Genomic DNA, 26,341 nt, shown 5'->3' with positions numbered 1-26,341 from the left:
TTACGACTGCTTCGCAGCCGAACGCAGCCTCGCGCTGCTCGGCAGCTGCTACAAGAGCGCGCAAGGGGTGGTAACGAGGCTGATTTGGCGTTGGGGATTGCCCGCGACGAACCTCCCGGGACAGCGGCGTAATGCCACCTATACTCCATCCCACCAACCCCGCCCGGGGCCTGCACTACCAACAATAAAAAGCAGAGGTGGAACATGGTCTGGCAGCAAATCTACGACCCCTTCGGTAACCCGGTGCTTTCAACCATCATGGCGGCGGTGCCCGTGGTGGTGATGCTGGCATCCTTGGCGTTTTTCCATATCAAGGCGCATCTGGCGGCCTTGCTGGCTCTTGGCTCGGCGCTATTGATCGCAATCTTTGCCTTCGGCATGCCCGCGGACATGGCCGGTTCGGCGGCACTCTACGGCGCCGCCAACGGCCTGCTGCCGATTGGCTGGATTGTGCTCAACATCATCTTCCTGCATCGGCTGACCACCGAAAACGGCTCGTTCAAAGTGCTGCAGGATTCCCTGGCGCGCATCACCGACGATCGACGCCTGCAACTGCTGCTGATTGCCTTCTGCTTTGGCGCCTTCTTCGAAGGGGCTGCCGGGTTCGGCACGCCGGTGGCGGTGACCGGGGCGATTCTGATCGGGCTAGGCTTCTCGCCGCTGGCGGCGTCCGGCTTGGCGTTGATTGCCAACACCGCGCCCGTGGCGTTCGGCGCGCTGGGCACGCCCATCATCACGCTGGCCAAGGTCACCGGGCTGGATGAAATGGAGCTGTCGATGATGGTCGGCCGACAACTGCCGTTCTTCTCGGTGCTGGTGCCGTTCTGGTTGATCTGGGCCTTTGCCGGCTGGCGCAAGATGCTGGAAATCTGGCCGGCCATTTTGGTCGCCGGGGTCAGTTTCGCCGTGCCGCAGTTCGTGGTGTCCAACTACCACGGGCCGATGCTGGTGGACGTGATCGCTGCGCTGATCTCCATGGCGTGCCTGACCGGTTTCCTCAAGGTCTGGAAACCGGCCACGATCCACACCTCCGCTGCCCTGTCCGGTCGCGTCGACAACTCGAAAATCGACGAGGAGTATCAGCAAAAACCCGAGGCCAGCGGGACTTTTGCCAGCGATGCGAAACCGGCGGTGATGCGCGCGTGGATGCCCTGGATCATCCTCACAGTCTTCGTCTTCGCCTGGGGCACCCAGGGCTTCAAGAACTTGTTCGACACCCGCCCGGCGATCGATCCGGCCACCAACTCGGCCAAGCTCGACCCTCAAGGCAAACCGATGCGCGAAGCCAACCCGATCTTCGCCCCGGTCGTGACCTTCACCACCATTCACCAGCAGATCGAGAAAGTGCCACCCGTGGTGCCCGCGGCTAAAACCGAGGAAGCGGTGTACAAGTTCACCTGGTTGACCAGCACCGGCAGCGGCATCCTCCTGGCGGCCATCGTCGGCGGCCTGCTGATGGGCTATTCCATCCCGCAACTGGCACGCCAATACCTGCGAACGCTGTGGGTGGTGCGCTACTCACTCATCACAATCGTGGCCATGCTCGCGCTCGGCTTCCTCACCCGCTACTCGGGCCTCGACGCCACCATGGGCCTGGCCTTCGCCGCGACCGGCATTTTCTACCCCATGTTCGGCACCCTCCTCGGCTGGCTCGGCGTGGCGCTGACCGGCTCCGACACCGCCTCCAACGTGCTGTTCGGCGGCTTGCAACGGGTGACCGCCGAGCAATTGGGGATCAGCCCGGTGTTGATGGCTGCGGCCAACAGTTCCGGCGGGGTCATGGGCAAAATGGTCGACGCCCAGTCGATCGTGGTCGCGTCTACGGCGACTCGCTGGTACGGGCATGAAGGGGAGATTCTGCGCTACGTGTTCTTCCACTCGATTGTGCTGGCGATTCTGGTCGGTGGATTGGTGACGTTGCAGGCGTATGTGGCGCCGTTCAGCAGTATGGTGGTCGGCGGACACTAGACATCGATCGGTCCATAACCCGGGCAAGCCGCCCGGGTTATGGCTTTTAACGCACGGATCAAGTCAGACTGCTCCCCGCCATCAAGCCCTCCGTTAGCAACGACACCAACGGCTGCACCAAATGCTGAGTACGAACATCATCGCCCACCACCGCCACCTCGGTATTGGGCAAGGTCGGTAACTTCTCCGACGGTTCCAGTATCCGCATCCCTTCCTGCAAAAACGACGTCCCCAACGCCGTACTGCCCAATCCGCCCGCAACCGCCGCTTGCACGCCCATCAAGTTGCTGGCCAGGCACGCTGATGCCCATTCCCGCCCGACGGTGGCAAGGGCCTCGATCATGATTGCCCGGTACGCACAGGGTGGCCGCATCATCACCAGGCGCACAGGTTTGGACGCTTCGATTTGGTAATCCTTCGCGGCAATCCACACCAAGGGTTCGCGCCAGATGACTCGGCCTCGCGTGGTGCCGGAACTGAATTTTCGCTTGGAAATGACCACGTCGAGTAACCCGGTTTCGTAGTCGGTGAGCAAGTCGTCGCTCAGGCCCGTGGTCAGTTCCAGTTGAATGTCGGGATACAACTGGGTGAAGCGCGACAGCAGCTTGGGCAGTTGGGTCGGTACGAGGTTTTCCGAGATCCCCAGGCGCAGCAGGTTGACGGTGGCCGGCGCCTTGATGTCCCGCATGAAGGTGTCGAAATGCACCATCATCCGGCGCGCGCCCACCAGCAGGCGCTCGCCGTCCGGGGTCAGCGTCAGCGCGCGGCTGGTGCGTTCGAAGACACGAAAACCGAGCACCTCTTCCAGGCGGATGATTTTCTGGCTGACCGCCGATTGCGACCGCGCGATCACCTCGGCAGCGGCGGTGAAACTGCCGGTCTCCGCCACAGCGATAAACGCCCGTAGCAGGTCGATCTCAAGGTCGCTGGCTTGCATGATGAATTCGCCTTTCAACTGGATGCCATTAAATTTATGCGTTTGTCTTCTAGATAGCAAATGCCGAACATCGTACTCAACCTGAATACGAGGAGTTCGAAAATGGCAGTCAATAAAGCGGTAGAGATTGTTGAAAGTTTCTGGCGTGAAGTGTGGCAAGCCAAAGATCCGCAAGCCGCAGCGCGCTTTGTGGCCGAAGACTTTGTCATCACTTCTGGCGGTATGGATATCGTCGGCCGCGAAGCCTTCATTCAATGGATCGGCGTGTTTCTGTCGAAAATCGACGACTTCGAATTTGGCAGTATCGAGACGTTCCAGAATGCCGAAGGCACTCGCGTCGCCTCACGCTGGAAACTGGCCGGAAAGAACCAGGGTTTTATCGGTGGCCGCACGTGTAACAGCCCGTTTGAAATGCTCGGCACTGCGGTCTGGGAAGTTCGCCCGGACGGCCTGCTGGCGCACAACTGGGTGGAGCGTAATGCGCTGGAAGTTCATCGTGATTTGATCGGGCTCTGAACTTCAACGCGTCAAGTTGCCGACCGTAAAGTTTCACCCCGCTCCCTCCGTGCTCGTCCACGCAACGGGTTCAGAGGGAGCACCCTGGTTGAATTGAACATGACACCGACGACTTTTTTCATATTGCTTCTACAGATCCTCACGCCCCCACACGGTGCGCGACCACCTGAAGTTGTGATGGATATCCGAAGTCGTTTGTGTGGGTCGGCGTTGCAGTATCCAACCCGGTATCCGCCGACGGGTTCAACGTAAAACCACATGAGTATTTATTCACATGTCAGGTGAGTAATTGGGGAATTTCGCACAGTGCGTCGCTTCTCCAGAATGACCCCGCGCCTGCCATCAACGGCAGACGTTGCTCACTCACATCAATACTGGAAATCATCATGAACATTCGTACGTTACTGGCTACAACCACGCTTACCCTTGCCGCACTCACCGGTTACGCCCAGGCGGACACCTCCAACGTCCCCGCCAAGCCTTATTACTACGGCATGCCGATTGACGTGGCCAAAGTCATTTCCCTTGAGGAACCCCCTTCCGCCGATTGCGAAGTGGTCAACGCCAAACTCACTTATCTGGACTCCTCCGGGAATGTCGAGGCCTTTACCTACTTCAAAATGGCCCAGGCCTGTGAAGAGCAGAACTGAATGTCGGGGCGTACAACAAAAGCCGCATTGAACGGCAAGTCAATTGACCCGCTGTTGCATTGCATCAGCGGGTCTTTTTTTACATCGAATTAAAGATGATCAAGCGCTGGCAACTGCCGTGGTATTCAACCGACTGACCGCACCTACTTGGGCAGATCAATTTTATCCAACACCCGGTTCGCGGTGATCTCCGCCACCATGATGCTGTTGGAAATGCCCAGCAAGGCATAGCGCGACTCCCCCTCCAGATGATCCACCAACTGATGGACCATCACGTCAACCGAGGCCAACGTCTCGACCAGATAAACCGCCAATGTTTCGGCCGTTGCCTCCGGGTCTACGGAAAACAGGGTGCTGCGTGTTCGCGCCGTGGCCTTGATGTCGGCGTTCGATGGGAAGTGAAAGTCTAGAGCCCGCTCGGCGGCCTCATTGAGCTTCGTTGAATCGGGTTCGTACGGGGAGGCCGGATCGGTGTCCGGCGGATTTGGTGTGACTTTGAACATGGTAAATCCTCGTTTACGGGTGAAGCTGCCACGTTCGTTTCCAAGCGAAGGGGTGGCAGCTGTACGCGGGTTGGAAAACCAGGGTAAACGAGCCCGGCAGACCTATAAGGTCTCCCACGCACAGCCGCCATAACGGAATGCACATCGTGCGAAAAAGTACGTTATGAAGAGGTGCCTTCGTGTCGTTTACCCGTCGAGTTTCCAAGCCCGACCGCTGAATTGTCAGCGACACGGAAACGATAAAACCAAAGCCCACGACACACAAGCCGGCGGATTCTGGCGCAGCCGTAGGTAAAGGCACAAGGTTTTGTAGCTTTCAGGACGTAACCTTGAGAGGTTTTAAACAAAGACTTTTCGGCGATGTTTATTGACGAGGCGCCAGCTTCCCACACCAGATGAATCCTCAGTCAAACCAGAACCTGTGGCGAGGGGATTTATCCCCGTTGGGCTGCGAAGCGGCCCCAGCGTCTTTTCAAACAGACTGAGTTGTCTGGATTTGCGACTGCTTCGCAGCCGAACGGGGATAAATCCCCTCGCCACAGATGGGGGCTCGCGCTCTAGTGGACGAAATAGCCCTATCAGGCAGCCTTATCTGCCAAGTCCCCACGAACCTTCATCGCCGAAGATTGCCCCGGTCCGAACACCAACCCCGAAGCAAACACCACCCCAAGAATCACGCCGCCCGCCCCCAGCAACTGCCAGACATTGGGCAGTACACCGAGTATCGAGGACACCAGCATGGTGAACACAGGAGCCAGGTTGAAGAAGATCGACGTGCGCGCCGCACCGATGGTGTGAATGCCTTTGAACCACAGCAAGTAGGCAATCAACGAACCGAAAACGGCCAGGTAGACAACGGCGCCATGAATCGACAGCGAAGCGGTGCTGATCGCGGCAATCGGGTTCTCATAAATGAAGCCCAGCACGATCAGGCCAATGACCCCGAACAACATGGAAAACGTGGTGGTTTCCAGTGGGGTCGAGTCTTTGACGAAGCGACGGGTGCCGACCATGTTGGCGGCCCAGGCGATGCTGCCGGCCAGAATGATCGCGTCACCGGTCGCCACTTTCAGCCCGAGCAGCACCTGGATATCCCCTCGCGTAATCACCAGGCCGACGCCCAGCAAACCCAGGACCAGCCCGATGGCACGGCCGCGATCAATGCGCTCGCCTTCGAGCAGCACCGCAAAGATCATGGTCCACAGCGGCGTGGTCGCCAGGATCAGCGCGCCGTTGATGGGCGTGGTGGTTTGCAGGCCAAAGAAGGTCGCGAGGTTGAACGCGGTAAAGCCCAGCAGGCCCAGACCGATAAAGGCCGGTAGATTTTGCTTCAGCGTGCTGAGGCGCAACTTGCCCGCCAGGCCGAAAATCAGCACGAGTAACAGGGTGGAAATGGCAAAGCGTTCAATGGACGCGCTGATCGGTGCCATGCTCTTGATGATGTAGGCACCAGCGTTGAAGTTGGTGCCCCAGAAAAACGTGGCACCTACGATGCCGGCATAGGCGAGAGGCGTTGATTTTGACATGGCTGTTTCCTCGTCAAGTCGTGCGATGAACACTCAGCAAACTGCGGAATGCTTCAGACCTGCTTGTCAGGTATTGAAGGATTCTTGCAGGCTTGCCAGCGGGGCAAAATTCCCCATTTATTCACCCTTCATGTGAGAAAACGCCCATGTTCGATTGGGAGGATCTTCGCTACTTCATCGTCTTCGCCCACGAGCAGTCCTTGTCCGCGGCGGCGCGCAAGCTCAAGGTCGACCACGCCACAGTGGCACGGCGCATCAGCGCGCTGGAGAGTTCGCTGAATCTCAAGTTGGTGGACCGGCGCCCTCGCTCTTATGTCATCACCGAGGACGGCGAACGCATCGCGCAGCTGGGGCGGCGCATGGAAAGCGAGTCTTTCGCGGTGCAGCGCACGGCACTGGCCGGGCAGGATAGTTTTAGCGGCGAAGTCACCGTCAGTGCCCCACCCGCCCTCGCCTGCGCGTTGATCGCGCCACGAATCAATGCGTTGCGCACCCGGCATCCGCAGTTGTCGTTGCAGTTGATCGGCAGTCTGGACAGCGCTTCCTTGTCGCGGCGCGAAGCCGATATTGCCGTGCGCCTGAGCCGTCCCAAGGAACCGGACCTGGTAGCACGCAAGGTCGCGACGGTGCAATTTCATCTGTATGGATCGGCGGATTATTTGTCCAGAACGGCCCCGGAGGATCTGGCCTTCATCGCCTACGACCAGACCATGGAACAAACCCCGCAACAGGTCTGGCTCAAGCAACAAGCGGGTGATCGGCCGATTTTGCTGCGCAGCAATGATTTGAATATCCAAGCGACCATTGCCCAGGCAGGCGCCGGCGTTGCAGCATTGCCGTACTTCCTTGGCGAGCACTATGGTTTGCAAGCGATGGAGACCGTGGGCGCAGGGCTTGCGCGTGAAGTGTGGCTGGTGGTCCACAGCGACATCCGGCATACCCCGTCGGTGCAGGCGGTGATGAGTTTCCTGGCGTCCTGCTTCGAAAACTGAGTCCGTGCGCCAAACACTGCTTTACTGATTCAGATCCTGAACCAACGGGAAGCGCCCCCATGGACCGTCTCACCGCCAAAGACTTCGCTCCGGAACTGCTTGAGCTCTACGACTACTACGCCCACGGCAAGATCAACCGACGCGAGTTTCTTGATCGAGCCGCGCTGTTCACCCTGGGCGGTTTGACGGCCAGTGCCCTCCTCGCTGCCCTGAGCCCGAACTACGCGCTCGCCGAGCAGGTTGAATTTACCGATCCGGACATCCTCGCCGAGTACATTTCCTATCCATCGCCCAAGGGCCACGGCAATGTCCGCGGCTACCTGGTGCGTCCGACCAAAGCCACGGGCAAGGTGCCGGCGGTGCTGGTCGTGCACGAAAATCGGGGGCTCAATCCTTACATCGAGGACGTCGCCCGGCGTGTCGCCAAGGCAGGTTTTATTGCGCTCGCCCCCGATGGCCTGAGTTCGGTGGGCGGCTATCCCGGCAACGATGAAAAAGGCAAGGAATTACAAGCCACTGTCGATCCGGAAAAGCTGATGAATGACTTTTTCGCCGCCATCGATTGGCTGATGAAAAACGACAAGACCACGGGAAAAGTCGGCATCACCGGGTTCTGCTATGGCGGCGGCGTCTCCAATGCAGCGGCGGTGGCCTACCCGGAACTGGCGGCGGCCGTGCCCTTTTATGGCCGTCAGCCTAAAGCCGAAGATGTGCCGAAAATCAAGGCGCCGCTGCTGCTGCATTACGGTGAACTGGACAAGGGCATCAACGAAGGATGGCCGGCCTATGAAAAAGCGTTGAAAGCGTCGGGCAAGACCTACGAGGCGTTCATTTACGCAGGCTGCAATCACGGCTTTCATAACGACTCCACGCCTCGCTACGATGAGGCCGCGGCGAAACTCGCGTGGGACAGGACAGTGGCGTGGTTCAACAAATACCTGGTTTAGCGTTCTGCGTTTTTGCGTGCAGGCTGCGCTTCACGCGTCGGCCTGCACCACTTCAATCCCCAGTTTCCGGTAATCCCCGACATCGCCCGACGCCACGTGCTGCTCGGTAATCAGCGTCTGCACGCGGTTGCACGGGGCGATCACGAATGGCTCCACTGCCCCGAGTTTATCGGCAGTGGTCACGGCCACCACGTGGGAAGCACTGTCGAGCATTGCCTGCTTCACCGGCACTTCATCAAAATGCAGCGAGCTGATGCCGACGTCCGGGTGAATCGCGCAGATCCCGGTGAACAGCAGATCAGCCTTGATGCCCTGGATCAACCGCAAGGTTTCATGCCCGCTGGCCGACATCGTCGCCGGATTGAGTTGGCCGCCGGCGAGGATCACCTTGACGCCTTTGTATTCCGCCAACGTGATCGCGATCATCGGCGACGCGGTGATGGCCGTGATGCAAACGTCCAAAGGCAACGACCGCGCGATTTGCAGCGTGGTGCTGCCGGAATCGAAAATCACAATCTGGCCATTTTGCACGCGGCGTGAGGCGAGTTGTGCCAGGTGGGTTTTCACCTCATCGGTTTCGCCGACGCGGGTGAAGAAATCCTTGCCGGTGTCCTTGGGACGCGGCAGCGCGCCTCCGTGAACGCGCTGCACCAGGCCGGCGCTGTGCAGCTCTGACAGATCGCGGCGAATGGTGTCTTCTGACACGGCGAAATGCTGGCTCAGTTCCGAGGCCATGACTTTGCCGTCGCGTTCGAGAATCAGGAGGATTTTCTGCCGGCGGACGGACGGAAGCTCGGTTGCCGAATGCTGATCTTGCATGTTTATGCCTGATTTTGCGTGTTTGCGCGAGATTAGCCAAACCGTCGCGCAAACACAATCGCGGTTTTGTTTCTGGCAAACTCCCTCGGCGCCTCCATCCAGAGCAGTCTCGCCATGCATTTCACCCTTGTCTCAAACGGTTCACTCCTCACACCTGAGCAGCCCGACATAACCGTGCCGTGGTGGAGTTTCACCAAGACGGTACTCGCTGCCGCGGCGCTGTCGTTGGTGCGTGATGGGTTGATCGGTCTGGATGATGCGGTGCCTGAAGGCCCGTTCACGTTGCGCCAACTGTTGCGGCATGAAGCGGGGCTTGCGGATTATGGTGAGCTCGCCGAATACCACGCCGCCGTTGCCCGCCATGAGACCCCTTGGTCGGCCGATGAAATGCTGCAACGGCTTGATGCCGCCCGATTGCGCTACGCACCGGGAGACGGTTGGCGATATTCGAACGTCGGCTACCTGTTTGTCGCCAGACTGATTGAGCGCGTGACAGGCCTCGCGCTTGAGGACGCGCTGATGCACCGCGTGTTTTCGCCTCTCGGTTTATCGCGCGTGCGCCTGGCAACGACGCGAAGCGATCTGGAGGGCGTGAACATGGGAGCGGCTTCAGCTTACGACCCTGGCTGGGTCTATCACGGATTGCTGGTCGGTCCGCTTGCTGACGCGGCCCTGTGCCTGGACCGTTTATTGGGTGGGCATTTGGAACCGAAATCATTGCTGCGGGAGATGCAAACGGCACGCACGCTGGGCGGACCGATGGCCGGACGTCCCTGGATTGCTCCGGGTTACGGCCTCGGTCTGATGCAGGGCACGGTGGAAGGTGGCCTCACCTTGAGTGGTCACACCGGCGCCGGTCCGGGCAGCGTCGTTGCGGTTTACCGCTGCGTTGATGCTGGCAGCACGGCGAGTTGCGCGGTCTTTTGTGAACGTGGCGAGGAAGGCGCTGTGGAAGCCGAGGTCGTGCGCCACCTGAAGAGCGTGGCGCTTAAATAAAACTGCGAATCATCCGGCCGGCCTTCCTCACAGAGGGAGCGGTCAGACGTGGCTAGTACTCAAAACCTGTGGCGAGGGAGCTTGCTCCCGCTGGGTCGCGAAGCGGCCCCAAAACTGCAATCGCGGTCATTCAGGTGAAACGCGTGTACTGGCTTTGCGACTGCTGCGCAGCCGAACGGGAGCAAGCTCCCTCGCCACAGGTGCGGGGCAGTCAGACCAATGTGTGGAGATCATAAAGTGCTGTGGCGAGGGGTCGGTCAGACCGATGTGTGGAACTCGCCACAGGGTTTGGCGGTTTGATGGATCACTTTGAATGCTTCAGTTGCTGGCCACTTGCGCCCCGTTACCAGACGTCACCAGTGCCTTTAACGACGCATCAAACTGCTTCAGCGCATTCACTTGCACCACGTTTTGCCGGTCAATCTGCGCAGCAATTTCCGGCGCTGCCTTGCCATGCACCCACACCGAAGGCATTTGCTGTTCACGTGAACCTTCGGCCTTGCCAATGTATTGCAGGTTCGAGTCGTAGAACTTGGCCAGGAAACGCGCTTCAACCTGGTTGTTGCGCTTGGACACCAGGCGGCTGTAGGTGTCCAGCATCACCACCACATCCGGATGGGCTTGCACCACCGCGTCGAGGTTGTCGTAGACGGTCACTGAAGCGAATTGTTTTTGCAGCGAGCCCATCAGCCAGTTGATCGCCCGTTTCGGATCGGAGCTGTTGACGAAGGCGTTGCTGATGCGCGAATCCAGCGCAGGGTTCTTCGCGCCGTTCAGCGCGACGGAATGGTACTGCTCAAGGTATTCGATCGTGTTGAGGGTGTTTTCGCTGTAGAGCACGCCCACCGATTGAGTGTGCTGCAAACTGGCGGGGCTGTCGGCCACCGGAAGGAAATGGCACGACGGGTCAGCCGCGAAAGCCGGCACGGTGGCGGCAACACTGCCGGTTAATACGGCGACAAGGGCCAGCAAGGTAGAGATTCTCATCGCGCAGGTTCCTTCAGAGGCGACTTTGGTATGACGCTATCCTCCTCTCATGACAATAAAACTGAACTTGCATTCCTTGATGGTGATTATTGATCAAACGAATGGTTGCGAAGTGAGGCTTGCGGCATGACCCAGCGCCTGATCCAACGGTTGAGCGTGATGGCGAGTGGATATCTGCGAGAAGCCGATTATGCTTCAGGAAACCTTGCAGCGATGCGAGGCCGTCAACCTGTGTGCATGCTTCGCGCAATCCGTAATCTGACAACATCAGCCCAAGGGCCTGGGTGCGGAAAAGAGGTAATGGGGTACTCCGGCCTATAACAAGAACGACGGAGAAGACTCATGGCCGCAATCGACAACACTTCCACGGGCAGTGCGCCCCACCACGGCATCACCAAGGAGGAGCGCAAGGTCATTTTCGCCTCGTCCCTGGGCACCGTGTTCGAGTGGTACGACTTCTACCTTTACGGCTCACTGGCCGCGATTATCGCCAAGCACTTCTTCGCCGGCGTCAATGAGACAACGTCCTTCATCTTCGCGCTGCTCGCGTTCGCCGCAGGCTTCGCGGTGCGTCCTTTCGGTGCCATCGTGTTCGGCCGACTGGGTGACATGATCGGGCGCAAGCACACCTTCCTGATCACCATTGTGATCATGGGTATCTCCACCGCCATCGTGGGCTTTCTGCCCGGCTACGCGACCATCGGCGTGGCGGCGCCGATCATCCTGATCACTTTGCGCCTGTTGCAAGGTCTGGCCCTGGGTGGCGAGTACGGCGGCGCAGCGACCTACGTCGCCGAGCATGCGCCGAAAGGCAAGCGTGGCTATTTCACCTCGTGGATTCAAACCACGGCGACCCTCGGCCTGTTCCTCTCGCTGCTGGTGATCCTTGCTTGCCGGACGATCCTCGGCACCGAAGCCTTCGAGGCCTGGGGCTGGCGCATTCCGTTCCTGCTGTCGATTCTGCTGCTGATCGTCTCGGTGTACATCCGCTTGCAGCTCAGCGAGTCGCCGGTGTTCCTGAAGATGAAGGCTGAGGGCAAGGCCTCCAAGGCGCCGCTGACCGAATCCTTTGCCCGTTGGGACAACCTCAAAATCGTGATCATGGCCCTGCTCGGCGGCACCGCCGGCCAGGCTGTCGTCTGGTACACCGGGCAGTTCTATGCGCTGTTCTTCCTCCTGCAAACGCTGAAGATCGACCCGCAGACCGCCAACTTGCTGATCGCCGGCTCGCTGCTGATCGGCACGCCGTTCTTCGTCATCTTCGGCAGCCTGTCCGACCGCATCGGCCGCAAAGGGATCATCATGGCCGGCTGCATTATCGCAGCGCTGACTTACTTCCCGATCTTCCATGCGTTGACCCAATACGGTAACCCCGACGTGTTCGTCGCGCAGGAGAAGAACCCGGTCACGGTGATCGCCGATCCCGACCAGTGCTCGTTCCAGTTCGACCCGGTGGGCAAGGCCAAATTCACCAGCTCCTGCGACCTCGCCAAAACCGTGCTGGCGAAGCGGGCCATCCCGTACAAGAACGAGAAGGCCGAGCCGGGTGCCGTCGCGCAGGTGCGCATCGGCGACAAGGTGATTCAGAGCTTCGAGGGCACCGGCATGCCGGCCGCCGACTTCAAAGCCAAGAACGATGCCTTTACCGCTTCCCTCGGCGCCTCGCTCAAAGAAGCCGGCTACCCCGAGAAAGCCGACCCGGCCAAGACCAACTACCCGATGGTGCTGTTGCTCCTGACTATCTTGGTGATCTACGTGACCATGGTTTACGGCCCGATCGCCGCCTGGCTGGTGGAACTGTTCCCGGCGCGCATCCGCTACACCTCGATGTCACTGCCCTACCACATCGGCAACGGTTGGTTCGGCGGCTTCCTGCCGACGGTGGCGTTCGCCATGGTCGCGGCCACGGGTGATATCTATTACGGCCTCTGGTACCCGATCATCATCGCCGTGATGACGGCCGTGCTGGGCATATTCTTCATGCCGGAAACCAAGGATCGGGAGATTCACCACACCTGAGTCTGGCACCTGCCCTCTTGTGCGAGCGAGAGGGCACTTCTTCTACGGGTCAAACGGTCTACGCTCATCCACATTGCTTCGGGCCTTCCCCGGGCACTGACGGGGGGCACCGTGATGATCCGTATCCTGTTGAGCGCTTTTCTGCTTGCACTGAGCATCCCGGCCCATGCCGGGGTGACGCCCTTTCCTGCCGGTTTTCGTGTTCAGGACATCCCGGTCGAAGGCGCGACAATTCATGTGCGCGTCGGCGGTAAAGGCCCGGCCGTGGTGATGTTGCATGGCTTCGGCGACACCGGCGACATGTGGGCGCCACTGGCAGCAGACCTGGCCAAGGACCACACCGTCGTGGTCCCGGACCTGCGTGGCATGGGCTTGTCGTCGATCCCGGACAGCGGCTACGACAAGAAAACCCAGGCGGGCGACATTCGCGGGGTGTTGGCAGCATTGAAGATCGAACACGCGGTGGTCATCGGCCACGACATCGGCACCATGGTCGCCTTCGCCTACGCCTCGCGTTATCCGCAGCTGACGGATCGCCTGGTGGTGATGGACGCGCCCGTGCCGGGCATTCCACCCTGGAACGAGATTGTTCGCTCACCGATGCTGTGGCACTTCGACTTTGGCGGGCCGGATGCCGAACGTTTGGTCGCCGGTCGTGAGCGCATCTACCTGGACCGCTTCTGGAACGAGTTCGCTGGCGACCCGAGCAAGGTCGATGAAGCGACCCGTCAGCACTACGCCAAACTCTATGCCCGCCCCGGCGCCATGCACGCGGCCTTCGCGCAGTTCCGCAGCATTCGTCAGGACGCGGTGGACAACGAAGCGTCGATGAAAACCCGCCTGACCATGCCGGTGCTGGCCATCGGCGGTGAAAAATCCTTTGGGAATAACGAAGCGATCGTGATGCGCAACGCGGCGGACACGGTGACGGAAGTGGTGATTCCGGGGGCGGGGCATTGGCTGATGGAAGAAGCGCCGACGCCGACCATTCAAGCGATTCGCGAGTTTATTACGCAGTAGAGCCGCAACTCGTCCTGTGTAGCAGCTGCCGAGCACCGCGAGGCTGCGTTCGGCTCGGTCCGCGCTCGGGCGCAGCAGTCGTGAAATCAGGCACTGCGGTCTATCAGGTAAACCGCGTGCACAGGATTTACGACTGCTGCGCCCGAGCGCGGACCGAGCCGAACGCAGCCTCGCGCTGCTCGGCAGCTGCTACAGGGTTCGAGGCAGATCCATGTGTTGTGGCTTCACAGCCCAGCGAATCACAAAACGAATTGAACCCCACACCTCATCGTGTTTTCGAAACCCTATCAGCGCCAATCTTTGATCACGAGCGGCGCCATTGGAGAGGAAATCCCGATGAACCGTAGACTGCTGTTTCTGCTCGCCAGCCTGAGTCCCACGCTGGTATTCGCTGAAGGCTGTGACGTCCTGACCCGATCCCAAAGCCCTTCCGTTCCGGTGGTCGAGTCCCATACCTGCTATGAGTACGAAGGCATGCCGGTGAACGCCATCGATTGGTCATGCAGCAACGAGAGCAAGGAGATGCTCACCAGCACCAAGAAAAAAGTCGAACAGTGCGACGATCACTATCAGGCCGCGTGCATCGCGACCTTGACGCAAGAATCGCTGGCCAACCCCCACTCCACCAGCAAGGACAAGAACAGCAAGTCGTTGAATATTCCCGACAACGCCCAAGTCACCACGTATTACTACGGCGCGGAACACTTGAATCAATCGAAGATTGATTGCGAATCGGGCGGTGGGCACTGGAAAGCGAAGTGATGTCACGGGCTGATACGTAGCCGTTACATCGCCCTTTTTGCAGTATCCGCGTTGTTACCTTATCGACCGTGTTGTCACTTCTGCGGTGCGCGGCAGGCCAATAAAGTATTGGCTTCGGTGTGTGGGCAGGGTCGAGAAAACGTCTCGACCCTACTGTGCGCCGATCCCCCCATCACGGAAGAGGTGACACCATGAATTTCGTAACCGTTGAAAAAAACCAGAGCAGTGCCCCGTCGGAAGCCGATATGAAAAAGGCCATGACCGACTCTGGCGGCAAACCCGGCGATGTCACCGGGACCAACGCGGCCCGGAAGCTGACTTACACCGGCACGGTTAATCACACCGTGTATGAGAACAAGCTGATCGAGATTGCCAAGGGTAAACGGACCAGTTGGAACTTTGTCTGGGCCGACGCGAAGGTGAGTAGCCCAGCTGCATGAAGTCACAACGGGGCGGTCGAACGACCGCCCCGTTGTTTCAACTCACAGAGCCCTTGATACAACCCGGTTACTCAGCCTGTTACCTTGCCGCTTAAACCGCCCTCCCCGCTGTAACGCCAAGACACTTCGCCGCCCTGAATCCTGCGCCTACTGTGAAGCCGTCAATGTGTTTAGAGGGTGCTGCCCGATCACTTGTCGGATTCGCTGCCCGCTGCCCATTGATTGCCTAACACAACCAAGGAAGAGGAAAGCCATGAGTAAGTCGAGCGCTGTGAGCAATCAAGCTCTGCAACTTCACAAGAATGTGCAAGAGGCCTTCAATTCGTTCCAAAGTCTCGCCCCGACCAGCCTGAAAACGTCGGACTACAGCAAGGTGCTGACGTCGACCCTGGCAGCCACTCAAAAGTCGGTCACGATCGAAATCGCACCCGATGACCTGACCCTGCTCAAGCAGTCAGGCTACAAGCTGTGCTTTGCCAAGAAAGTCGGTAACGAAGCCTATAACGTGGTCTGGCAGTCCTATGACAAGTACCTGAGCAACAACGGCTTCAGCTGGACACCTCAGTACCAGCTGTTCGGGTCCAATACTTTTCAGGCTGACGTGACGGTGAAGGTCTCGACCAACATCGTCACGATCGGCCTGGGTCAACAATCGGTACTCAGCCCGGAAGGTTTGCTGGGCCCGTCGGTAACCGGAGGCCCTGACATTTCCATTACCCTGGATAACGAATACGGCCCGATTCACCCCGGCATCAACCAATTGTCGGTCGGCATCGACGGCAAGCAGGTCAGCACCCCGATCTACGTCGCCACGAACCAGGTGGTCACCGGCAATACCGTTTTGACCCCTGTCGAGACCATTCTCGTGTGGTTCGAACAGAACGTGCAGACCAGCACCATGTTCAGCACTTCGCGGTCCAAGGCCATCGAAATCGACCTGACCGTCGTTAACGATGCCACCCGCCTGTACGAAGACGGTGCCTGGAAAACCGTGTAATCGTCGCACCGGGGGCAACCTCGCGGTTGCCCCTTCTCCTCAGGAAACGTCCCCGCCGCCCCGGGCGAAATAACCCGTCAACGACCGACAGATCGACTCCGCCAGGTCTTCCTGGGTCGCGATGCCATAAGGTCGATTGCGATCGAACTGCTCTGACCAGCGGATCCGCCCCTGAGCGACATCAATCAGGCGCACCGATGCCCGGACACGGCTCGGCTCCACCCGCACGCTGCCCTCGAGGGAATAGTTACCGCGCCCCGCCCGCACAACGTCCAGTGCTTTGACGCTGTTGCGTGGCACCTTCATCAACACATGGTTGCCATGGCTTTGCGTCTGCTCGAACGACTCGAACAGCCGGCAGCTCAACTCTTCACACAAGCCCCGGGTAAAGTCATCGCCGTCGCGGGTGATGCAGGTAAACGGCTGAATCTGCAGGACCGGATGGCGAGTCGCGAGGCTTTTGGGTCTGAGCCGCTGGTAAGCCAGGCGATAACAACCAGCCGGTAGGCTCAGACGCACTGGGTCTTGCTGACCCAGGGTGGCGTAATGAGCTGCGAGCTTGCGCCGCAACCGGCCCACCTGGACGCGCACCACCGGATCGTCGCCCGTGCAGTAAACCGCCGGGTCACGGCGAAACACCGCAATGCCGATGGCGTGCTCGGTGAGCGCAATATTGGGAAATTGAAGGTCGTGATCGACCAGAAAACGCAGCAAACTGCCCATGCGCCTGGACTTGGCAAACACCGGACTGGCCAGCAACAGCGCCAGCACCCGCTCTACCTCTTCACGATCGAGGGGCTCGGGAACGCCCTCGGCACTCGCATTGCCTACGTGCTTGATCACCATTGCCTGCCTCCGTGCAGGTTACCGACAATCGCTCGCCACCCCTGTTGAAGTGGATATTGATACTGAAGTCGTACTCCATGGCCACGCTCAGCGCCCGATCCCGTTAAGGCACGGACGCTGCAACGTCGAAGCTTAGCAGCCGTAACGCAATGGCGAAGATATTGTGCTGATTGCCGCGTTGCGAGCGGTTTTCAGCAGCAGCGCGTCGTGCATTGCTTGCCGCCGTAGCGGGCTTCCTGACGCTCACGAAGAAACGCCGAATGGCTCATCACCGGCTGTTCCGGGTGTTTGAGCGCCATCTGGGCGACGTAATTGTCGTAATCGGGGACGCCGATCATCAAACGCGCGCTCTGGCTGAGCAGTCGGGCGGCTTGCTGCAGTTTGCGGAACATGGCAACGCTCTCATTGTGAGGGGGGACAGGGCCATGAAAGCGCACTTATGTATCTGGAATGTGTCCGCGCGGCAATGTGTCCAATACCCGCCATCAACCGCAACGCATACCCTGTAGCAGCTGCCGAGCAGCGCGAGGCTGCGTTCGGCTGCGCAGCAGTCGTAAAATCAGAGAACACGGTTTACCTGACACACCGCACTGCCCGATTTTACGACTGCTTCGCAGCCGAACGCAGCCTCGCGCTGCTCGGCAGCTGCTACAGGGGATCGCGTTAAGGCAGGGACGTCGGTGGTCTGCGTTTTTCTGCTGATCCGTAGTTTTTTGCGATTTCTGCACCTGTACCAAAACCACCCCTCGTCCAACAATGAGCGAAGCACGGTCACAGTTTGTTAATATCCACGCGTTTTTTTCGTCTGATACATCAGGCGCTACAGATTTCACGTCGCAACACAGGAATGTTTTTCCATGAGTACGTTGTTTACCCGTCGCACGGTCCTGCGCGGTATGGGCTTGTTGAGTCTTGGCTTGCTCGCCGGCTGCGATGACGGCCCCAAGCTGTCGTTTAAATACGGCAAGGACCTCAGCGACAAGATCATGGGACGTACCTTCAAGCTCGAAGACGCCCAGGGCGAAACGAAGATGCTCACCAGTTATCGCGGCCTGATGCCGATGGTGTTCTTCGGTTTCACCCAATGCCCGGCGGTCTGCCCCACAACGCTGGCCCGTGCGGCGCAGGCCAAGAAACTGATGGGCCGCGACGGCGAGAAGCTGCAGGTGATCTTCATCACCCTCGACCCCGAACGCGACACACCGCAAATGCTCGACGCCTACGTCAAATCGTTCGACCCGAGTTTCGAGGCGTTGCACGGCACGCTGGAAGAAACCGCCGCCACCGCCAAAGAGTTCGGCGTGTTCTTCGAAAAAATCCCCAGCGGTTCGACCTATACCCTTTCTCACACCGCGACCAGCTACGTCTTCGACTCTCGGGGCAACCTGCGCCTGGGGCTGTCCGCGTCCCTTACGGCTAAAGAGTGCGCAGAAGACCTGCTCACCGTCATGGAAGTCTGCTAATGAATTCGATCTGCGCAAACACCGCTTTCTCGCGACGTGCCAAGCAATTGATCCTGGGATGCGCCCTGATCGGCATGGCCTGGCAGGTATCCGCTCAAACCAAAGTGGACGACGCCTGGGTCCGCGCGACCGTTGCCGGCCAACCGTCGACCGGTGCCTTCATGACCCTGCAAGCCGACAGCGACAGCAAGCTGCTCAGCGTGCAATCGCCTGTCGCCAAAACCGTTCAAATACACCAATCAAGCATGAAAGACGATGTGATGAGCATGCGTCAGGTCGAGACCGTCGCGCTGCCGGCCGGCAAACCGGTGAGCTTTGATCCTCACGGTTACCACGTGATGTTGATGGACCTGACGGCGCAGGTGAAGGAAGGCGATAAAGTCCCCCTGACCCTGACCGTGGAAAACGCCAAGGGCGAGAAAGAGACAATTAAGGTAGACGCCGAGGCCCGGGCACTTGGCATGGCTGACCACAGCAACATGCATTAAGGCTGTCCTGTGGCGAGGGGATTTATCCCCGTTCGGCTGCGCAGCAGTCGTAAATCCAGACAACTCGGTTTGTCTGAATAGACGCTGGGGGCCGCTTCGCTGCCGAACGGGGCGGTGCGACGTTTCGCTAAATCCCCTCGCCACAGATAAATCCCCTCACCACAAAAGCCCCCTCGCCACAGGGTTTATGCTCGGCTGGTCCTATTTAACGAGTCGCTTTTCCTTCGAAGGTCTGTAGCCGAAATACGAGCTGTAGCACTTGCTGAAATGGCTCGGCGATACAAAGCCGCACGCCACCAGCACGTCTACCTGGGACAGTTCCGTATGCTGGAGTAGCCGCCGCGCTTCGGTAATCCGCAGCTCCATGTAATACCGCTGTGGCGTGGTGCCCAGTTGCTCCTTGAACAAGCGCTCGAGTTGTCGACGTGAGCGACCGGCGTAAACCGCCAGTTGCTCCAACTCCAAAGGTTCTTCGAGGTTGGCATCCATCAGCTTCACCACCTCGCGCAATGGCGCGCTCACACAGACATTTTCAGTCGGCTTGATGCGTCGGTAGCGGGACTCCTCGAATGCCAGGATGTCCTCGATCCCCTCGACGAGTGCTTTGCCATACAGCCCTTTGATCCAGTCCAGCGCCATGTGAAAGGCGCCGGAAGGACTGGACGCCGTCAGCCGGTCTCGATCGATGATGTAAGGCTCGCTGCTGACCTGCGTCGCCTTGCAGAAATCCGCGAGCGCGGGGCGATGCTCGGGGTGAATCGCGCAACGGTAACCGTCCAGCAAACCGGCCTTCCCCAGGAACCATGCACCGTTCCACAACCCGGCCAGGCTGACGCCCTGGTCTGATGCCGTCCGCAACAGGCTGATCAAGCCTTCGCTGGCCTTGAGTTCTGTCCTGTAGCCGCCGCAAATCACCAGCAGGTCCAGCGCTTTGATCGCTGCACAATCGATGCGCGCATCGGGCCGGATGACCAGGCCCAGATCGCTGACGACCTCGCCTTCATTCAAGCCGAACGTGCGGGAAGAGAACGAGTCGGGGCGTAGCAGATTGGCCGTGATTACCGTATCCAGCGCCTGGGTGAACGCGGGCAGCGAGAAATGCTCGAGCAGCAGAAATCCGGCGCGGACCGTTTGTTGGGTCCCATCAGGGTGTTCATTCAGATAGCGAAGGTTTTTGCCCTTCATGCCTCCGCTAAATTGGCGTCGTTCGATCAATCTCGCCCCACTCCATTACGTTACCGAACCGGTTGTCTTGGTCGCCATGTTACCCCGCAGCGCCACGTTGGCGTATCCACGCGCCTTGATGGAACGCTGGATAACGCTCTGCCTCAGTTATTTATACTCAAATGCCAGCTTAATAATATTTTACCGATACCAGGGTCATCCCTAGTCTTGAGCCCAAGAAATGGCAGGCCGTTCGCGACCTCACTCCAACTTCGAAGGGCATTGAGATGACCACTGAAAAAATAAAAACAGATACGCTGATTGTTGGCGCCGGTCAGGCTGGCGTGGCCATGAGTGAACACCTGAGCAAACTCGGCGTGCCGCACCTGGTGCTGGAACGCAACCGTGTTGCCGAGCGCTGGCGTACCGGGCGCTGGGATTCGCTGGTGGCGAATGGTCCGGCGTGGCACGACCGGTTTCCAGGTCTTGATTTTGACGACCTCAGTCCCGACGAATTTGCCCCGAAAGAGCGCGTCGCCGATTACTTCGAAGCCTATGCGAAGAAATTCAACGCACCGATCCGCACCGGCGTGGACGTGCTGAAAGTCGAACGCAATGTCGGTCGCCCGGGCTTCACCATTGAAACCTCCGAAGGCGTGATCGAAGCCAATCGTGTGGTGGCGGCCACCGGGCCTTTCCAGCGTCCGGTCATCCCGCCGATTGCACCGCACGATCAACCCTTCCTGCAGATCCACTCGGCCGACTACCGCAACCCGGCGCAACTGCCTGAAGGCGCGGTGCTGGTGGTCGGCGCGGGCTCTTCCGGCGTGCAGATTGCCGACGAGTTGCAGCGTGCCGGCAAAAAGGTTTACCTCTCCGTTGGCGCCCACGACCGCCCTCCTCGCGCTTATCGCAACCGTGATTTCTGCTGGTGGCTGGGTGTGCTGGGCGAGTGGGATCAGGCGGCGATGAAACCGGGTCGGGAACACGTGACCATCGCGGTCAGCGGCGCCCATGGCGGCCGCACGGTGGACTTCCGTGGCTTGGCCCATCGCGGCATGACGCTGGTCGGTTTGACCCAATCGTTCAACGGTGGCGTGGCGACGTTCCAGCCGAACCTAGCGGACAATCTGGCGCGTGGCGATGAGAACTACCTGGCGCTGCTGAATGCCGCCGACGCCTATATCGAACGCAACGGTCTGGACCTGCCGGAAGAACCTGAAGCGCGCCACGTGTTCCCGGATCCGGAGTGCGTCACCCAGCCGATTCTTGAGCTCGACCTGACCAAGGCCGGCGTCACCTCGATCATCTGGGCCACCGGTTTTGCCACAGATTACAGCTGGCTCAAGGTTGATGCCTTCGACGACAACGGCAAGCCGCAGCATCAGCGAGGTGTATCGAGCGAGGCTGGCGTGTATTTCCTCGGCCTGCCGTGGCAGTCCCGTCGCGGCTCTTCGTTCATCTGGGGTGTCTGGCATGACGCCAAGTACGTGGCTGATCACATCGCCATTCAGCGCTCTTACCTCGACTACCACGACGCGGCGCAACGGGAGGCTGAACAGGCCCCGGTCGGCCATAAAACCACGGTCAGTGCTTAAGCCTTTCTCTTTTCAGGAGCTTCATATGTCCACGCCAACCCATACCCGAATTCGCATGTTCAACACCAAGGAAACCTACCCGAACCAGAGCCTGGACAACGACCTGTGCCAGGCAGTCCGCGCCGGTAACACCGTTTATGTCCGTGGCCAGGTCGGGACTGATTTCGAAGGCAAACTGGTGGGTCTGGGTGACCCGCGTGCCCAGGCCGAGCAAGCCATGCGCAACGTCAAGCAGTTGCTGGAAGAGGCAGGCAGCGACCTCAGCCACATCGTGAAAACCACGACGTACCTGATTGACCCGCGGTATCGCGAGCCGGTGTATCAGGAAGTGGGCAAGTGGCTCAAAGGTGTGTTTCCGATCTCGACCGGGTTGGTGGTGTCGGCGCTGGGGCAGCCGCAGTGGTTGATGGAGATTGATGTGATTGCGGTGATTCCTGAGTAAGCAGGTTCACCGAGTTGCGGCCTTCGCGAGCAAGCTTCGCTCCTACGGTAGATCTCGATTTCACGCACGACCACGATCCTCTGTAGGAGCGAAGCTTGCTCGCGAAGAGGCCCGCCCAGACACCTCATTTGCCAAGGCCACCCAAGGAGCAAAACCCATGACCTTCTCCATCGCCGCCCGTTGCCCCGAAACCGGTCAGTTCGGCATTGCGATCAGTTCCTCCAGCATCGCCGTCGGCGCCCGTTGCCCCTGGCTGCTGCCGGGTGTCGGCGCCGTCTCCACACAAAACATCACCCTGCCGTCGTTAGGCCCGGAAGTCCTCGCCCTCATGGAGCAAGGCCTCGCCCCGGCCGAGGCGCTGGACAAAGTCCTGACCCGCAACGGCTACAGCCAGTACCGGCAGATCACCGCCATCAACCACCTCGGCCAGACCGCCCATTTCAGCGGCGCACAAACCCTCGGCAACCACAACGCCGTGTCCGGTGAACAATGCGTCGCCGCCGGCAACATGCTCGCGGACCGTTCGGTGATCGAGGCCATGGTCGAGGCGTTCGAACACGGCGAAGGTCAACTCGCCGACCGCTTGCTCGCGGCGATGAAAGCCGCCATCGCCGCAGGTGGCGAAGCCGGACCGGTGCATTCGGCGGCGATGGTGGTGGTCGGCGAACTGACATGGCCAATCATCAACCTGCGGGTCGATTGGGCTGACGAAAACCCCATCGGCCAGCTGGAAAAACTCTGGGACGCTTATCGCCCACAAGTGCAGGACTACATCGACCGCGCCCTTGCCCCCGACAAATCCCCGGGCTACGGCGTCGCCGGAGACGACCGATGAGCACCAGCCGCGATTTGCTGCAAACCCTGGTGGCGTTCGACACCACGAGCCGCGAATCCAACCTGCACCTCATCGAGTTCGTCCGCGACTACCTCGCGAGTTTCGATGTGCCTTGCGAACTGATCTACAACGAGCAGCGCAGCAAGGCCAATCTGTTCGCGACCATTGGCCCGGCGAATCGACCGGGCATCGTGCTGTCGGGGCACACCGACGTGGTGCCCGTCGACGGCCAGCCGTGGACCGTTGCGCCGTTCGAACTCACGGAGCGCGACGGCAAGCTGTACGGGCGTGGCACGGCGGACATGAAAGGCTATATCGCTTGCGTGCTCGCCCTTGTTCCGTCGCTGGTGAAGGCCACCCTGCGGCTGCCGGTGCACATCGCGCTGTCGTACGATGAAGAAGTCGGCTGCCTCGGCGTGCGTTCGTTGCTGGCGGAACTGGAGCAGCGACCGGTCAAACCGATGCTGTGCATCATTGGCGAACCAACCGAACTGAAACCGGTGCTCGGGCATAAAGGCAAACTGGCGATGCGCTGTGACATTCAGGGTGAAGCGTGCCATTCGGCGTACGCCCCGCTTGGGGTCAATGCGATTGAATACGCCGCTGAACTGATCGGTGAACTGGGACGGATTGGTCATCGCCTCAAAGCGCCCGAGCATCACGACGCGCGGTTCGATCCGCCGTTCAGCACCGTGCAGACCGGGGTGATTTCCGGTGGTAAAGCCTTGAACATCGTCCCCGCCGATTGCCGCTTCGATTTCGAAATCCGCGCCTTGCCTTCGCATGATCCGAGTGAGGTTGCGCAGGAGCTGAAGGCTTATGCCGAGCAACAGGTGTTGCCGCGCATGCGTGCGGTGAGTGAGCAGAGTGAGATTCGATTCAGCGAGTTGTCGGCGTACCCCGGTTTGGCGACAGATGCGCACAGCGAAGCGGCTGAGTTGATCGCCGCATTTTCCGGTTCCCGAGAATTCGGTACGGTAGCGTTCGGCACCGAGGGCGGCCTGTTCGACGCCGCCGGAATCCCCACCGTCGTCTGCGGGCCCGGCAGCATGGATCAAGGCCATAAACCCGACGAATTCGTCAGCCTAGAACAACTCACCACCTGCGACGCTATGTTGCAACGGATGCTGCTATCGATCACTGAATAACAAAGATCTGAACCCCCAAAACCCCTGTGGGAGCTAGCCTGCTAGCGATAGCGATCTGTCAGCCAAATCATTGTTGACTGTCAAACCGCTATCGCTAGCAGGCTAGCTCCCACAGGTTTTTCGGCGTCCAATCGACCTACATTTTTTAACGTCTATACCCACAATCTTACTAATTTATCTATCCGCCCCCACCGCACATCATCAACTCCAACAAGAAAAGCGTCGCCCCCGTGCAGCGCTCACCGAAGTACGTCCACGTACTCAAATTGCCTTGGAGTCCGTCATGGTTACCACAGCAACAACCGCCGCCCCGCTCATCGAAAAACACACCATCGGCTACGTGCCGCCCGAAGATCGCCACGGCAAAACCCGCGACCTGTTCACCCTCTGGTTCGGTGGCAACATCGCCCCGTTGCCTATCGTCACCGGCGCCCTCGGCGTGCAAATGTTCCACCTCAACCTGGTGTGGGGCATCGTCGCCATCCTCGTCGGCCACCTGGTCGGCGGCGTGCTGATGGCGCTGCACTCGGCGCAAGGCCCGCAGATGGGCATTCCGCAAATGATCCAGAGCCGCGCCCAGTTCGGCTCCCTCGGCGCGCTGCTGGTGGTGCTGATCGCCGGCATCATGTACATCGGCTTCTTCGCCTCCAACATCGTCCTCGCCGGCAAATCCCTGCACGGCGTAGTCGACAGCGTCCCGGTGCCGGTGGGCATCGTCATCGGCGCCCTCGGTTCGGGCATCATCGGCATCATCGGCTACCGCTTCATCCATGTGCTCAACCGCATCGGCACCTGGGTGCTCGGCGCCGGCATCGTGCTCGGCTTCGGCTACATCTTCACCCACGTGCAGACTGCCGACTTCCTCACCCGTGGCAGCTTCAACATCTCCGGCTGGCTCGCCACCGCGTCGCTCGCCGCGCTCTGGCAAATCGCCTTCGCGCCCTACGTCTCCGACTACTCGCGCTACCTGCCGGCTAACGTGCCCGTCGCCGCAACGTTTTGGACCACTTATCTCGGCACCGTCCTCGGCTCCAGCCTCTCGTTCATCTTCGGCGCCGTCGCCGTTCTCGCCACGCCCGTTGGCATGGACACCATGGACGCCGTCAAACTCGCCACCGGCTCCATCGGCCCATTGATGCTCGTACTGTTCCTGCTCAGCGTCATCAGCCACAACGCCCTCAACCTCTACGGCGCCGTGCTGTCGCTGATCACCCTGATCCAGACCTTCGCCTACCGCTGGATCCCCACCGCCAAAAGCCGCGCCGTGCTTTCGGTAGTCATCCTCGCCGCCTGCTGCTTCGCCGCCGTCGGCGCGTCCGCCAACTTCATCGGCCACTTCGTCGACATGGTGCTGGTGCTGCTCGTCGTGCTGGTGCCGTGGACCGCGATCAACCTGATCGACTTCTATGCGATTCACAAAGGTCAGTACGACATCAACTCGATCTTCAAGGTCGATGGCGGGATCTATGGTCGGTACAACCCGCAGGCGTTGCTGGCGTATGCGATCGGGATTGCGGTGCAGATTCCGTTCATGAACACGCCGCTGTACGTCGGGCCTATCTCCGAACACATCAACGGCGCTGACCTGTCCTGGCTTGTCGGTCTGCTCATCACCTCCCCGCTCTACTACTGGCTGGCCAACCGCGACACCGCCTACAAACGCCGCCTCTCAACCGGAAAACTGGCCAACTCAATCTAACTAATCCCCCAATCCCCTGTGGGAGCGAGCCTGCTCGCGATGAGGCCCTGACAGCCAATATGGATTGGCCTGCCAGCCCACCATCGCGAGCAACCCCGCTTACGTCTCCCCAAAATTAAATGAACCCCGCCCACCACAACCCACCTAACAAAAAGACTATCTGGAGGGTGACCAATGCAAATCGAAACAATCTGGATCGTACTGACAGCCGTTCTTTTGCTGATCGAGCTATGGGCCATCAACCGAGTGCGCAAAGCCCAAGGCAAATCGAGCAACAAACTCTTGTGGATCGTAGTGATCGTGTTTGTGCCGCTGATCGGGTTGGTGGCGTGGGCATTGGCCGGACCGAAGCACACTGGGCACAATCCGCATTCGCCGCAGGCTAGACAATGACGTCGGATGGTCCGCGATAAGAATGTGAAAACTGCACAATTCAAAATGACAAAGCCCCGACGATTCGGGGCTTTGTTGTTTCTGGCCATCTGATCAGCGTGAGGGTCCGCCAAAAGCCAAAAACCTTTTGATTTTCCCTTCCGAAAATCATGTAGGAAACCACCCTCTGTGGCGAGGGAGCTTGCT

The 26,341-nt window shown here is 59.6% G+C and carries 27 protein-coding genes; 19 read left to right on the top strand and 8 right to left on the bottom strand.

What is annotated here, in order from left to right:
* The first annotated feature begins 204 nt into the window (after positions 1–204).
* Positions 205–1,968, top strand: coding sequence for an L-lactate permease (locus ACA070_RS12145; protein WP_497451319.1), 1,764 nt, complete (start codon positions 205–207; stop codon positions 1,966–1,968).
* Positions 1,969–2,026: 58 nt separating this feature from the next.
* Here the strand turns inward: ACA070_RS12145 and ACA070_RS12140 are convergent, their stop codons facing one another.
* A complete protein-coding gene (locus ACA070_RS12140) occupies positions 2,027–2,905 on the bottom strand; it encodes a LysR substrate-binding domain-containing protein (protein WP_497451318.1) in 879 nt (292 codons plus the stop codon).
* A 102-nt stretch (positions 2,906–3,007) separates the two neighbouring features.
* Between ACA070_RS12140 and ACA070_RS12135 the strand changes: the two genes are divergently transcribed.
* Both ACA070_RS12135 and ACA070_RS12130 read left to right on the top strand, forming a co-directional pair.
* On the top strand, positions 3,008–3,421 hold the full coding sequence (locus ACA070_RS12135; RefSeq protein ID WP_497451317.1) for an ester cyclase: 414 nt from the start codon (positions 3,008–3,010) through the stop codon (positions 3,419–3,421).
* 386 nt (positions 3,422–3,807) lie between these two features.
* Positions 3,808–4,071: a DUF2790 domain-containing protein gene (locus ACA070_RS12130; protein ID WP_497451316.1), complete on the top strand. Its 264-nt coding sequence runs from the start codon at positions 3,808–3,810 to the stop codon at positions 4,069–4,071.
* Positions 4,072–4,214: 143 nt separating this feature from the next.
* Here the strand turns inward: ACA070_RS12130 and ACA070_RS12125 are convergent, their stop codons facing one another.
* Both ACA070_RS12125 and ACA070_RS12120 read right to left on the bottom strand, forming a co-directional pair.
* On the bottom strand, positions 4,215–4,574 hold the full coding sequence (locus tag ACA070_RS12125) for a DUF6124 family protein (RefSeq protein WP_497451315.1): 360 nt from the start codon (positions 4,572–4,574) through the stop codon (positions 4,215–4,217).
* Positions 4,575–5,152: 578 nt separating this feature from the next.
* The gene (locus tag ACA070_RS12120) at positions 5,153–6,100 is read right to left on the bottom strand and encodes a DMT family transporter (RefSeq protein ID WP_497451314.1); all 948 of its coding nucleotides are present in this window, start codon (positions 6,098–6,100) and stop codon (positions 5,153–5,155) included.
* A gap of 146 nt (positions 6,101–6,246) precedes the next feature.
* On the opposite strand from ACA070_RS12120, the gene ACA070_RS12115 reads away from it, so the two are divergent.
* Positions 6,247–7,092 (top strand): LysR family transcriptional regulator, encoded by an 846-nt coding sequence (locus ACA070_RS12115; protein WP_497451313.1) that lies wholly within the window; start codon positions 6,247–6,249, stop codon positions 7,090–7,092.
* A 59-nt stretch (positions 7,093–7,151) separates the two neighbouring features.
* Positions 7,152–8,039: a YghX family hydrolase gene (gene yghX / locus ACA070_RS12110; RefSeq protein WP_462026780.1), complete on the top strand. Its 888-nt coding sequence runs from the start codon at positions 7,152–7,154 to the stop codon at positions 8,037–8,039.
* Positions 8,040–8,069: 30 nt separating this feature from the next.
* On the opposite strand, the gene ACA070_RS12105 is transcribed toward yghX, so the two are convergent.
* Complete coding sequence (locus ACA070_RS12105; RefSeq protein ID WP_497451312.1) at positions 8,070–8,858, bottom strand: DeoR/GlpR family DNA-binding transcription regulator; 789 nt, start codon at positions 8,856–8,858, stop codon at positions 8,070–8,072.
* A gap of 114 nt (positions 8,859–8,972) precedes the next feature.
* On the opposite strand from ACA070_RS12105, the gene ACA070_RS12100 reads away from it, so the two are divergent.
* Positions 8,973–9,854 carry a serine hydrolase domain-containing protein gene (locus tag ACA070_RS12100; protein WP_497451311.1) on the top strand — a complete coding sequence of 294 codons (882 nt, stop codon included), beginning with the start codon at positions 8,973–8,975 and terminating at the stop codon, positions 9,852–9,854.
* 318 nt (positions 9,855–10,172) lie between these two features.
* Here ACA070_RS12100 and ACA070_RS12095 read toward each other — a convergent pair whose 3' ends face one another.
* Complete coding sequence (locus ACA070_RS12095; protein WP_497451310.1) at positions 10,173–10,841, bottom strand: ATPase; 669 nt, start codon at positions 10,839–10,841, stop codon at positions 10,173–10,175.
* 342 nt (positions 10,842–11,183) lie between these two features.
* On the opposite strand from ACA070_RS12095, the gene ACA070_RS12090 reads away from it, so the two are divergent.
* The 5 genes from ACA070_RS12090 (at position 11,184) to ACA070_RS12070 (ending at position 16,079) form a co-directional block, all read left to right on the top strand.
* Positions 11,184–12,860, top strand: a complete 1,677-nt coding sequence (locus tag ACA070_RS12090; RefSeq protein WP_497451309.1) for an MFS transporter — start codon at positions 11,184–11,186, stop codon at positions 12,858–12,860.
* Positions 12,861–12,974: 114 nt separating this feature from the next.
* Positions 12,975–13,880: an alpha/beta fold hydrolase gene (locus tag ACA070_RS12085; protein ID WP_497451941.1), complete on the top strand. Its 906-nt coding sequence runs from the start codon at positions 12,975–12,977 to the stop codon at positions 13,878–13,880.
* Positions 13,881–14,216: 336 nt separating this feature from the next.
* A complete protein-coding gene (locus ACA070_RS12080) occupies positions 14,217–14,642 on the top strand; it encodes a hypothetical protein (RefSeq protein ID WP_497451308.1) in 426 nt (141 codons plus the stop codon).
* Between the two features lie 191 nt (positions 14,643–14,833).
* The gene (locus tag ACA070_RS12075) at positions 14,834–15,082 is read left to right on the top strand and encodes a hypothetical protein (protein WP_497451307.1); all 249 of its coding nucleotides are present in this window, start codon (positions 14,834–14,836) and stop codon (positions 15,080–15,082) included.
* A gap of 253 nt (positions 15,083–15,335) precedes the next feature.
* Positions 15,336–16,079 carry a hypothetical protein gene (locus ACA070_RS12070; protein WP_497451306.1) on the top strand — a complete coding sequence of 248 codons (744 nt, stop codon included), beginning with the start codon at positions 15,336–15,338 and terminating at the stop codon, positions 16,077–16,079.
* Between the two features lie 39 nt (positions 16,080–16,118).
* On the opposite strand, the gene ACA070_RS12065 is transcribed toward ACA070_RS12070, so the two are convergent.
* Entirely contained in the window at positions 16,119–16,925 is an 807-nt protein-coding gene (locus tag ACA070_RS12065; protein ID WP_497451305.1) for a hypothetical protein, read from the bottom strand.
* 191 nt (positions 16,926–17,116) lie between these two features.
* The gene (locus ACA070_RS12060; RefSeq protein WP_497451304.1) at positions 17,117–17,317 is read right to left on the bottom strand and encodes a YbdD/YjiX family protein; all 201 of its coding nucleotides are present in this window, start codon (positions 17,315–17,317) and stop codon (positions 17,117–17,119) included.
* A 465-nt stretch (positions 17,318–17,782) separates the two neighbouring features.
* On the opposite strand from ACA070_RS12060, the gene ACA070_RS12055 reads away from it, so the two are divergent.
* Positions 17,783–18,388 carry an SCO family protein gene (locus ACA070_RS12055; RefSeq protein WP_497451303.1) on the top strand — a complete coding sequence of 202 codons (606 nt, stop codon included), beginning with the start codon at positions 17,783–17,785 and terminating at the stop codon, positions 18,386–18,388.
* The gene (locus ACA070_RS12050; RefSeq protein WP_497451302.1) at positions 18,388–18,876 is read left to right on the top strand and encodes a copper chaperone PCu(A)C; all 489 of its coding nucleotides are present in this window, start codon (positions 18,388–18,390) and stop codon (positions 18,874–18,876) included. The genes ACA070_RS12055 and ACA070_RS12050 overlap by 1 nt, the downstream gene beginning before the upstream one ends.
* Before the next feature lie 201 nt (positions 18,877–19,077).
* On the opposite strand, the gene ACA070_RS12045 is transcribed toward ACA070_RS12050, so the two are convergent.
* Complete coding sequence (locus ACA070_RS12045; RefSeq protein WP_497451301.1) at positions 19,078–20,061, bottom strand: GlxA family transcriptional regulator; 984 nt, start codon at positions 20,059–20,061, stop codon at positions 19,078–19,080.
* 266 nt (positions 20,062–20,327) lie between these two features.
* Here ACA070_RS12045 and ACA070_RS12040 point away from each other — a divergent pair, with 266 nt between their 5' ends.
* The 6 genes from ACA070_RS12040 to ACA070_RS12015 all read left to right on the top strand — a co-directional run bounded on the left by ACA070_RS12040 (position 20,328) and on the right by ACA070_RS12015 (position 26,155).
* On the top strand, positions 20,328–21,638 hold the full coding sequence (locus ACA070_RS12040) for a flavin-containing monooxygenase (RefSeq protein ID WP_497451300.1): 1,311 nt from the start codon (positions 20,328–20,330) through the stop codon (positions 21,636–21,638).
* Positions 21,639–21,663: 25 nt separating this feature from the next.
* On the top strand, positions 21,664–22,080 hold the full coding sequence (locus ACA070_RS12035; protein ID WP_059405554.1) for a RidA family protein: 417 nt from the start codon (positions 21,664–21,666) through the stop codon (positions 22,078–22,080).
* A gap of 157 nt (positions 22,081–22,237) precedes the next feature.
* Entirely contained in the window at positions 22,238–22,915 is a 678-nt protein-coding gene (locus ACA070_RS12030; protein WP_497451299.1) for a DUF1028 domain-containing protein, read from the top strand.
* Positions 22,912–24,063: an acetylornithine deacetylase gene (gene argE / locus ACA070_RS12025; RefSeq protein ID WP_497451298.1), complete on the top strand. Its 1,152-nt coding sequence runs from the start codon at positions 22,912–22,914 to the stop codon at positions 24,061–24,063. Before ACA070_RS12030 ends, argE begins: the two co-directional genes overlap by 4 nt.
* Positions 24,064–24,346: 283 nt before the next feature.
* Complete coding sequence (locus tag ACA070_RS12020) at positions 24,347–25,762, top strand: purine-cytosine permease family protein (protein WP_497451297.1); 1,416 nt, start codon at positions 24,347–24,349, stop codon at positions 25,760–25,762.
* A 174-nt stretch (positions 25,763–25,936) separates the two neighbouring features.
* The gene (locus tag ACA070_RS12015) at positions 25,937–26,155 is read left to right on the top strand and encodes a PLD nuclease N-terminal domain-containing protein (protein ID WP_497451296.1); all 219 of its coding nucleotides are present in this window, start codon (positions 25,937–25,939) and stop codon (positions 26,153–26,155) included.
* Positions 26,156–26,341 lie beyond the last annotated feature (186 nt).

Source organism: Pseudomonas sp. LBUM1678 (genome assembly GCF_059695575.1).
Note: the sequence above shows the minus strand (reverse complement) of the source record. Positions and strands in the feature narration are given on the sequence as shown.

Coding starts and splice junctions, on each gene's coding strand:
- ACA070_RS12145 (WP_497451319.1), top strand. CDS start 205: ATGGTCTGGCAGCAAATCTACGACCCCTTCGGTAACCCGGTGCTTTCA.
- ACA070_RS12140 (WP_497451318.1), bottom strand. CDS start 2,905: ATGCAAGCCAGCGACCTTGAGATCGACCTGCTACGGGCGTTTATCGCT.
- ACA070_RS12135 (WP_497451317.1), top strand. CDS start 3,008: ATGGCAGTCAATAAAGCGGTAGAGATTGTTGAAAGTTTCTGGCGTGAA.
- ACA070_RS12130 (WP_497451316.1), top strand. CDS start 3,808: ATGAACATTCGTACGTTACTGGCTACAACCACGCTTACCCTTGCCGCA.
- ACA070_RS12125 (WP_497451315.1), bottom strand. CDS start 4,574: ATGTTCAAAGTCACACCAAATCCGCCGGACACCGATCCGGCCTCCCCG.
- ACA070_RS12120 (WP_497451314.1), bottom strand. CDS start 6,100: ATGTCAAAATCAACGCCTCTCGCCTATGCCGGCATCGTAGGTGCCACG.
- ACA070_RS12115 (WP_497451313.1), top strand. CDS start 6,247: ATGTTCGATTGGGAGGATCTTCGCTACTTCATCGTCTTCGCCCACGAG.
- yghX (WP_462026780.1), top strand. CDS start 7,152: ATGGACCGTCTCACCGCCAAAGACTTCGCTCCGGAACTGCTTGAGCTC.
- ACA070_RS12105 (WP_497451312.1), bottom strand. CDS start 8,858: ATGCAAGATCAGCATTCGGCAACCGAGCTTCCGTCCGTCCGCCGGCAG.
- ACA070_RS12100 (WP_497451311.1), top strand. CDS start 8,973: ATGCATTTCACCCTTGTCTCAAACGGTTCACTCCTCACACCTGAGCAG.
- ACA070_RS12095 (WP_497451310.1), bottom strand. CDS start 10,841: ATGAGAATCTCTACCTTGCTGGCCCTTGTCGCCGTATTAACCGGCAGT.
- ACA070_RS12090 (WP_497451309.1), top strand. CDS start 11,184: ATGGCCGCAATCGACAACACTTCCACGGGCAGTGCGCCCCACCACGGC.
- ACA070_RS12085 (WP_497451941.1), top strand. CDS start 12,975: ATGATCCGTATCCTGTTGAGCGCTTTTCTGCTTGCACTGAGCATCCCG.
- ACA070_RS12080 (WP_497451308.1), top strand. CDS start 14,217: ATGAACCGTAGACTGCTGTTTCTGCTCGCCAGCCTGAGTCCCACGCTG.
- ACA070_RS12075 (WP_497451307.1), top strand. CDS start 14,834: ATGAATTTCGTAACCGTTGAAAAAAACCAGAGCAGTGCCCCGTCGGAA.
- ACA070_RS12070 (WP_497451306.1), top strand. CDS start 15,336: ATGAGTAAGTCGAGCGCTGTGAGCAATCAAGCTCTGCAACTTCACAAG.
- ACA070_RS12065 (WP_497451305.1), bottom strand. CDS start 16,925: ATGGTGATCAAGCACGTAGGCAATGCGAGTGCCGAGGGCGTTCCCGAG.
- ACA070_RS12060 (WP_497451304.1), bottom strand. CDS start 17,317: ATGTTCCGCAAACTGCAGCAAGCCGCCCGACTGCTCAGCCAGAGCGCG.
- ACA070_RS12055 (WP_497451303.1), top strand. CDS start 17,783: ATGAGTACGTTGTTTACCCGTCGCACGGTCCTGCGCGGTATGGGCTTG.
- ACA070_RS12050 (WP_497451302.1), top strand. CDS start 18,388: ATGAATTCGATCTGCGCAAACACCGCTTTCTCGCGACGTGCCAAGCAA.
- ACA070_RS12045 (WP_497451301.1), bottom strand. CDS start 20,061: ATGAAGGGCAAAAACCTTCGCTATCTGAATGAACACCCTGATGGGACC.
- ACA070_RS12040 (WP_497451300.1), top strand. CDS start 20,328: ATGACCACTGAAAAAATAAAAACAGATACGCTGATTGTTGGCGCCGGT.
- ACA070_RS12035 (WP_059405554.1), top strand. CDS start 21,664: ATGTCCACGCCAACCCATACCCGAATTCGCATGTTCAACACCAAGGAA.
- ACA070_RS12030 (WP_497451299.1), top strand. CDS start 22,238: ATGACCTTCTCCATCGCCGCCCGTTGCCCCGAAACCGGTCAGTTCGGC.
- argE (WP_497451298.1), top strand. CDS start 22,912: ATGAGCACCAGCCGCGATTTGCTGCAAACCCTGGTGGCGTTCGACACC.
- ACA070_RS12020 (WP_497451297.1), top strand. CDS start 24,347: ATGGTTACCACAGCAACAACCGCCGCCCCGCTCATCGAAAAACACACC.
- ACA070_RS12015 (WP_497451296.1), top strand. CDS start 25,937: ATGCAAATCGAAACAATCTGGATCGTACTGACAGCCGTTCTTTTGCTG.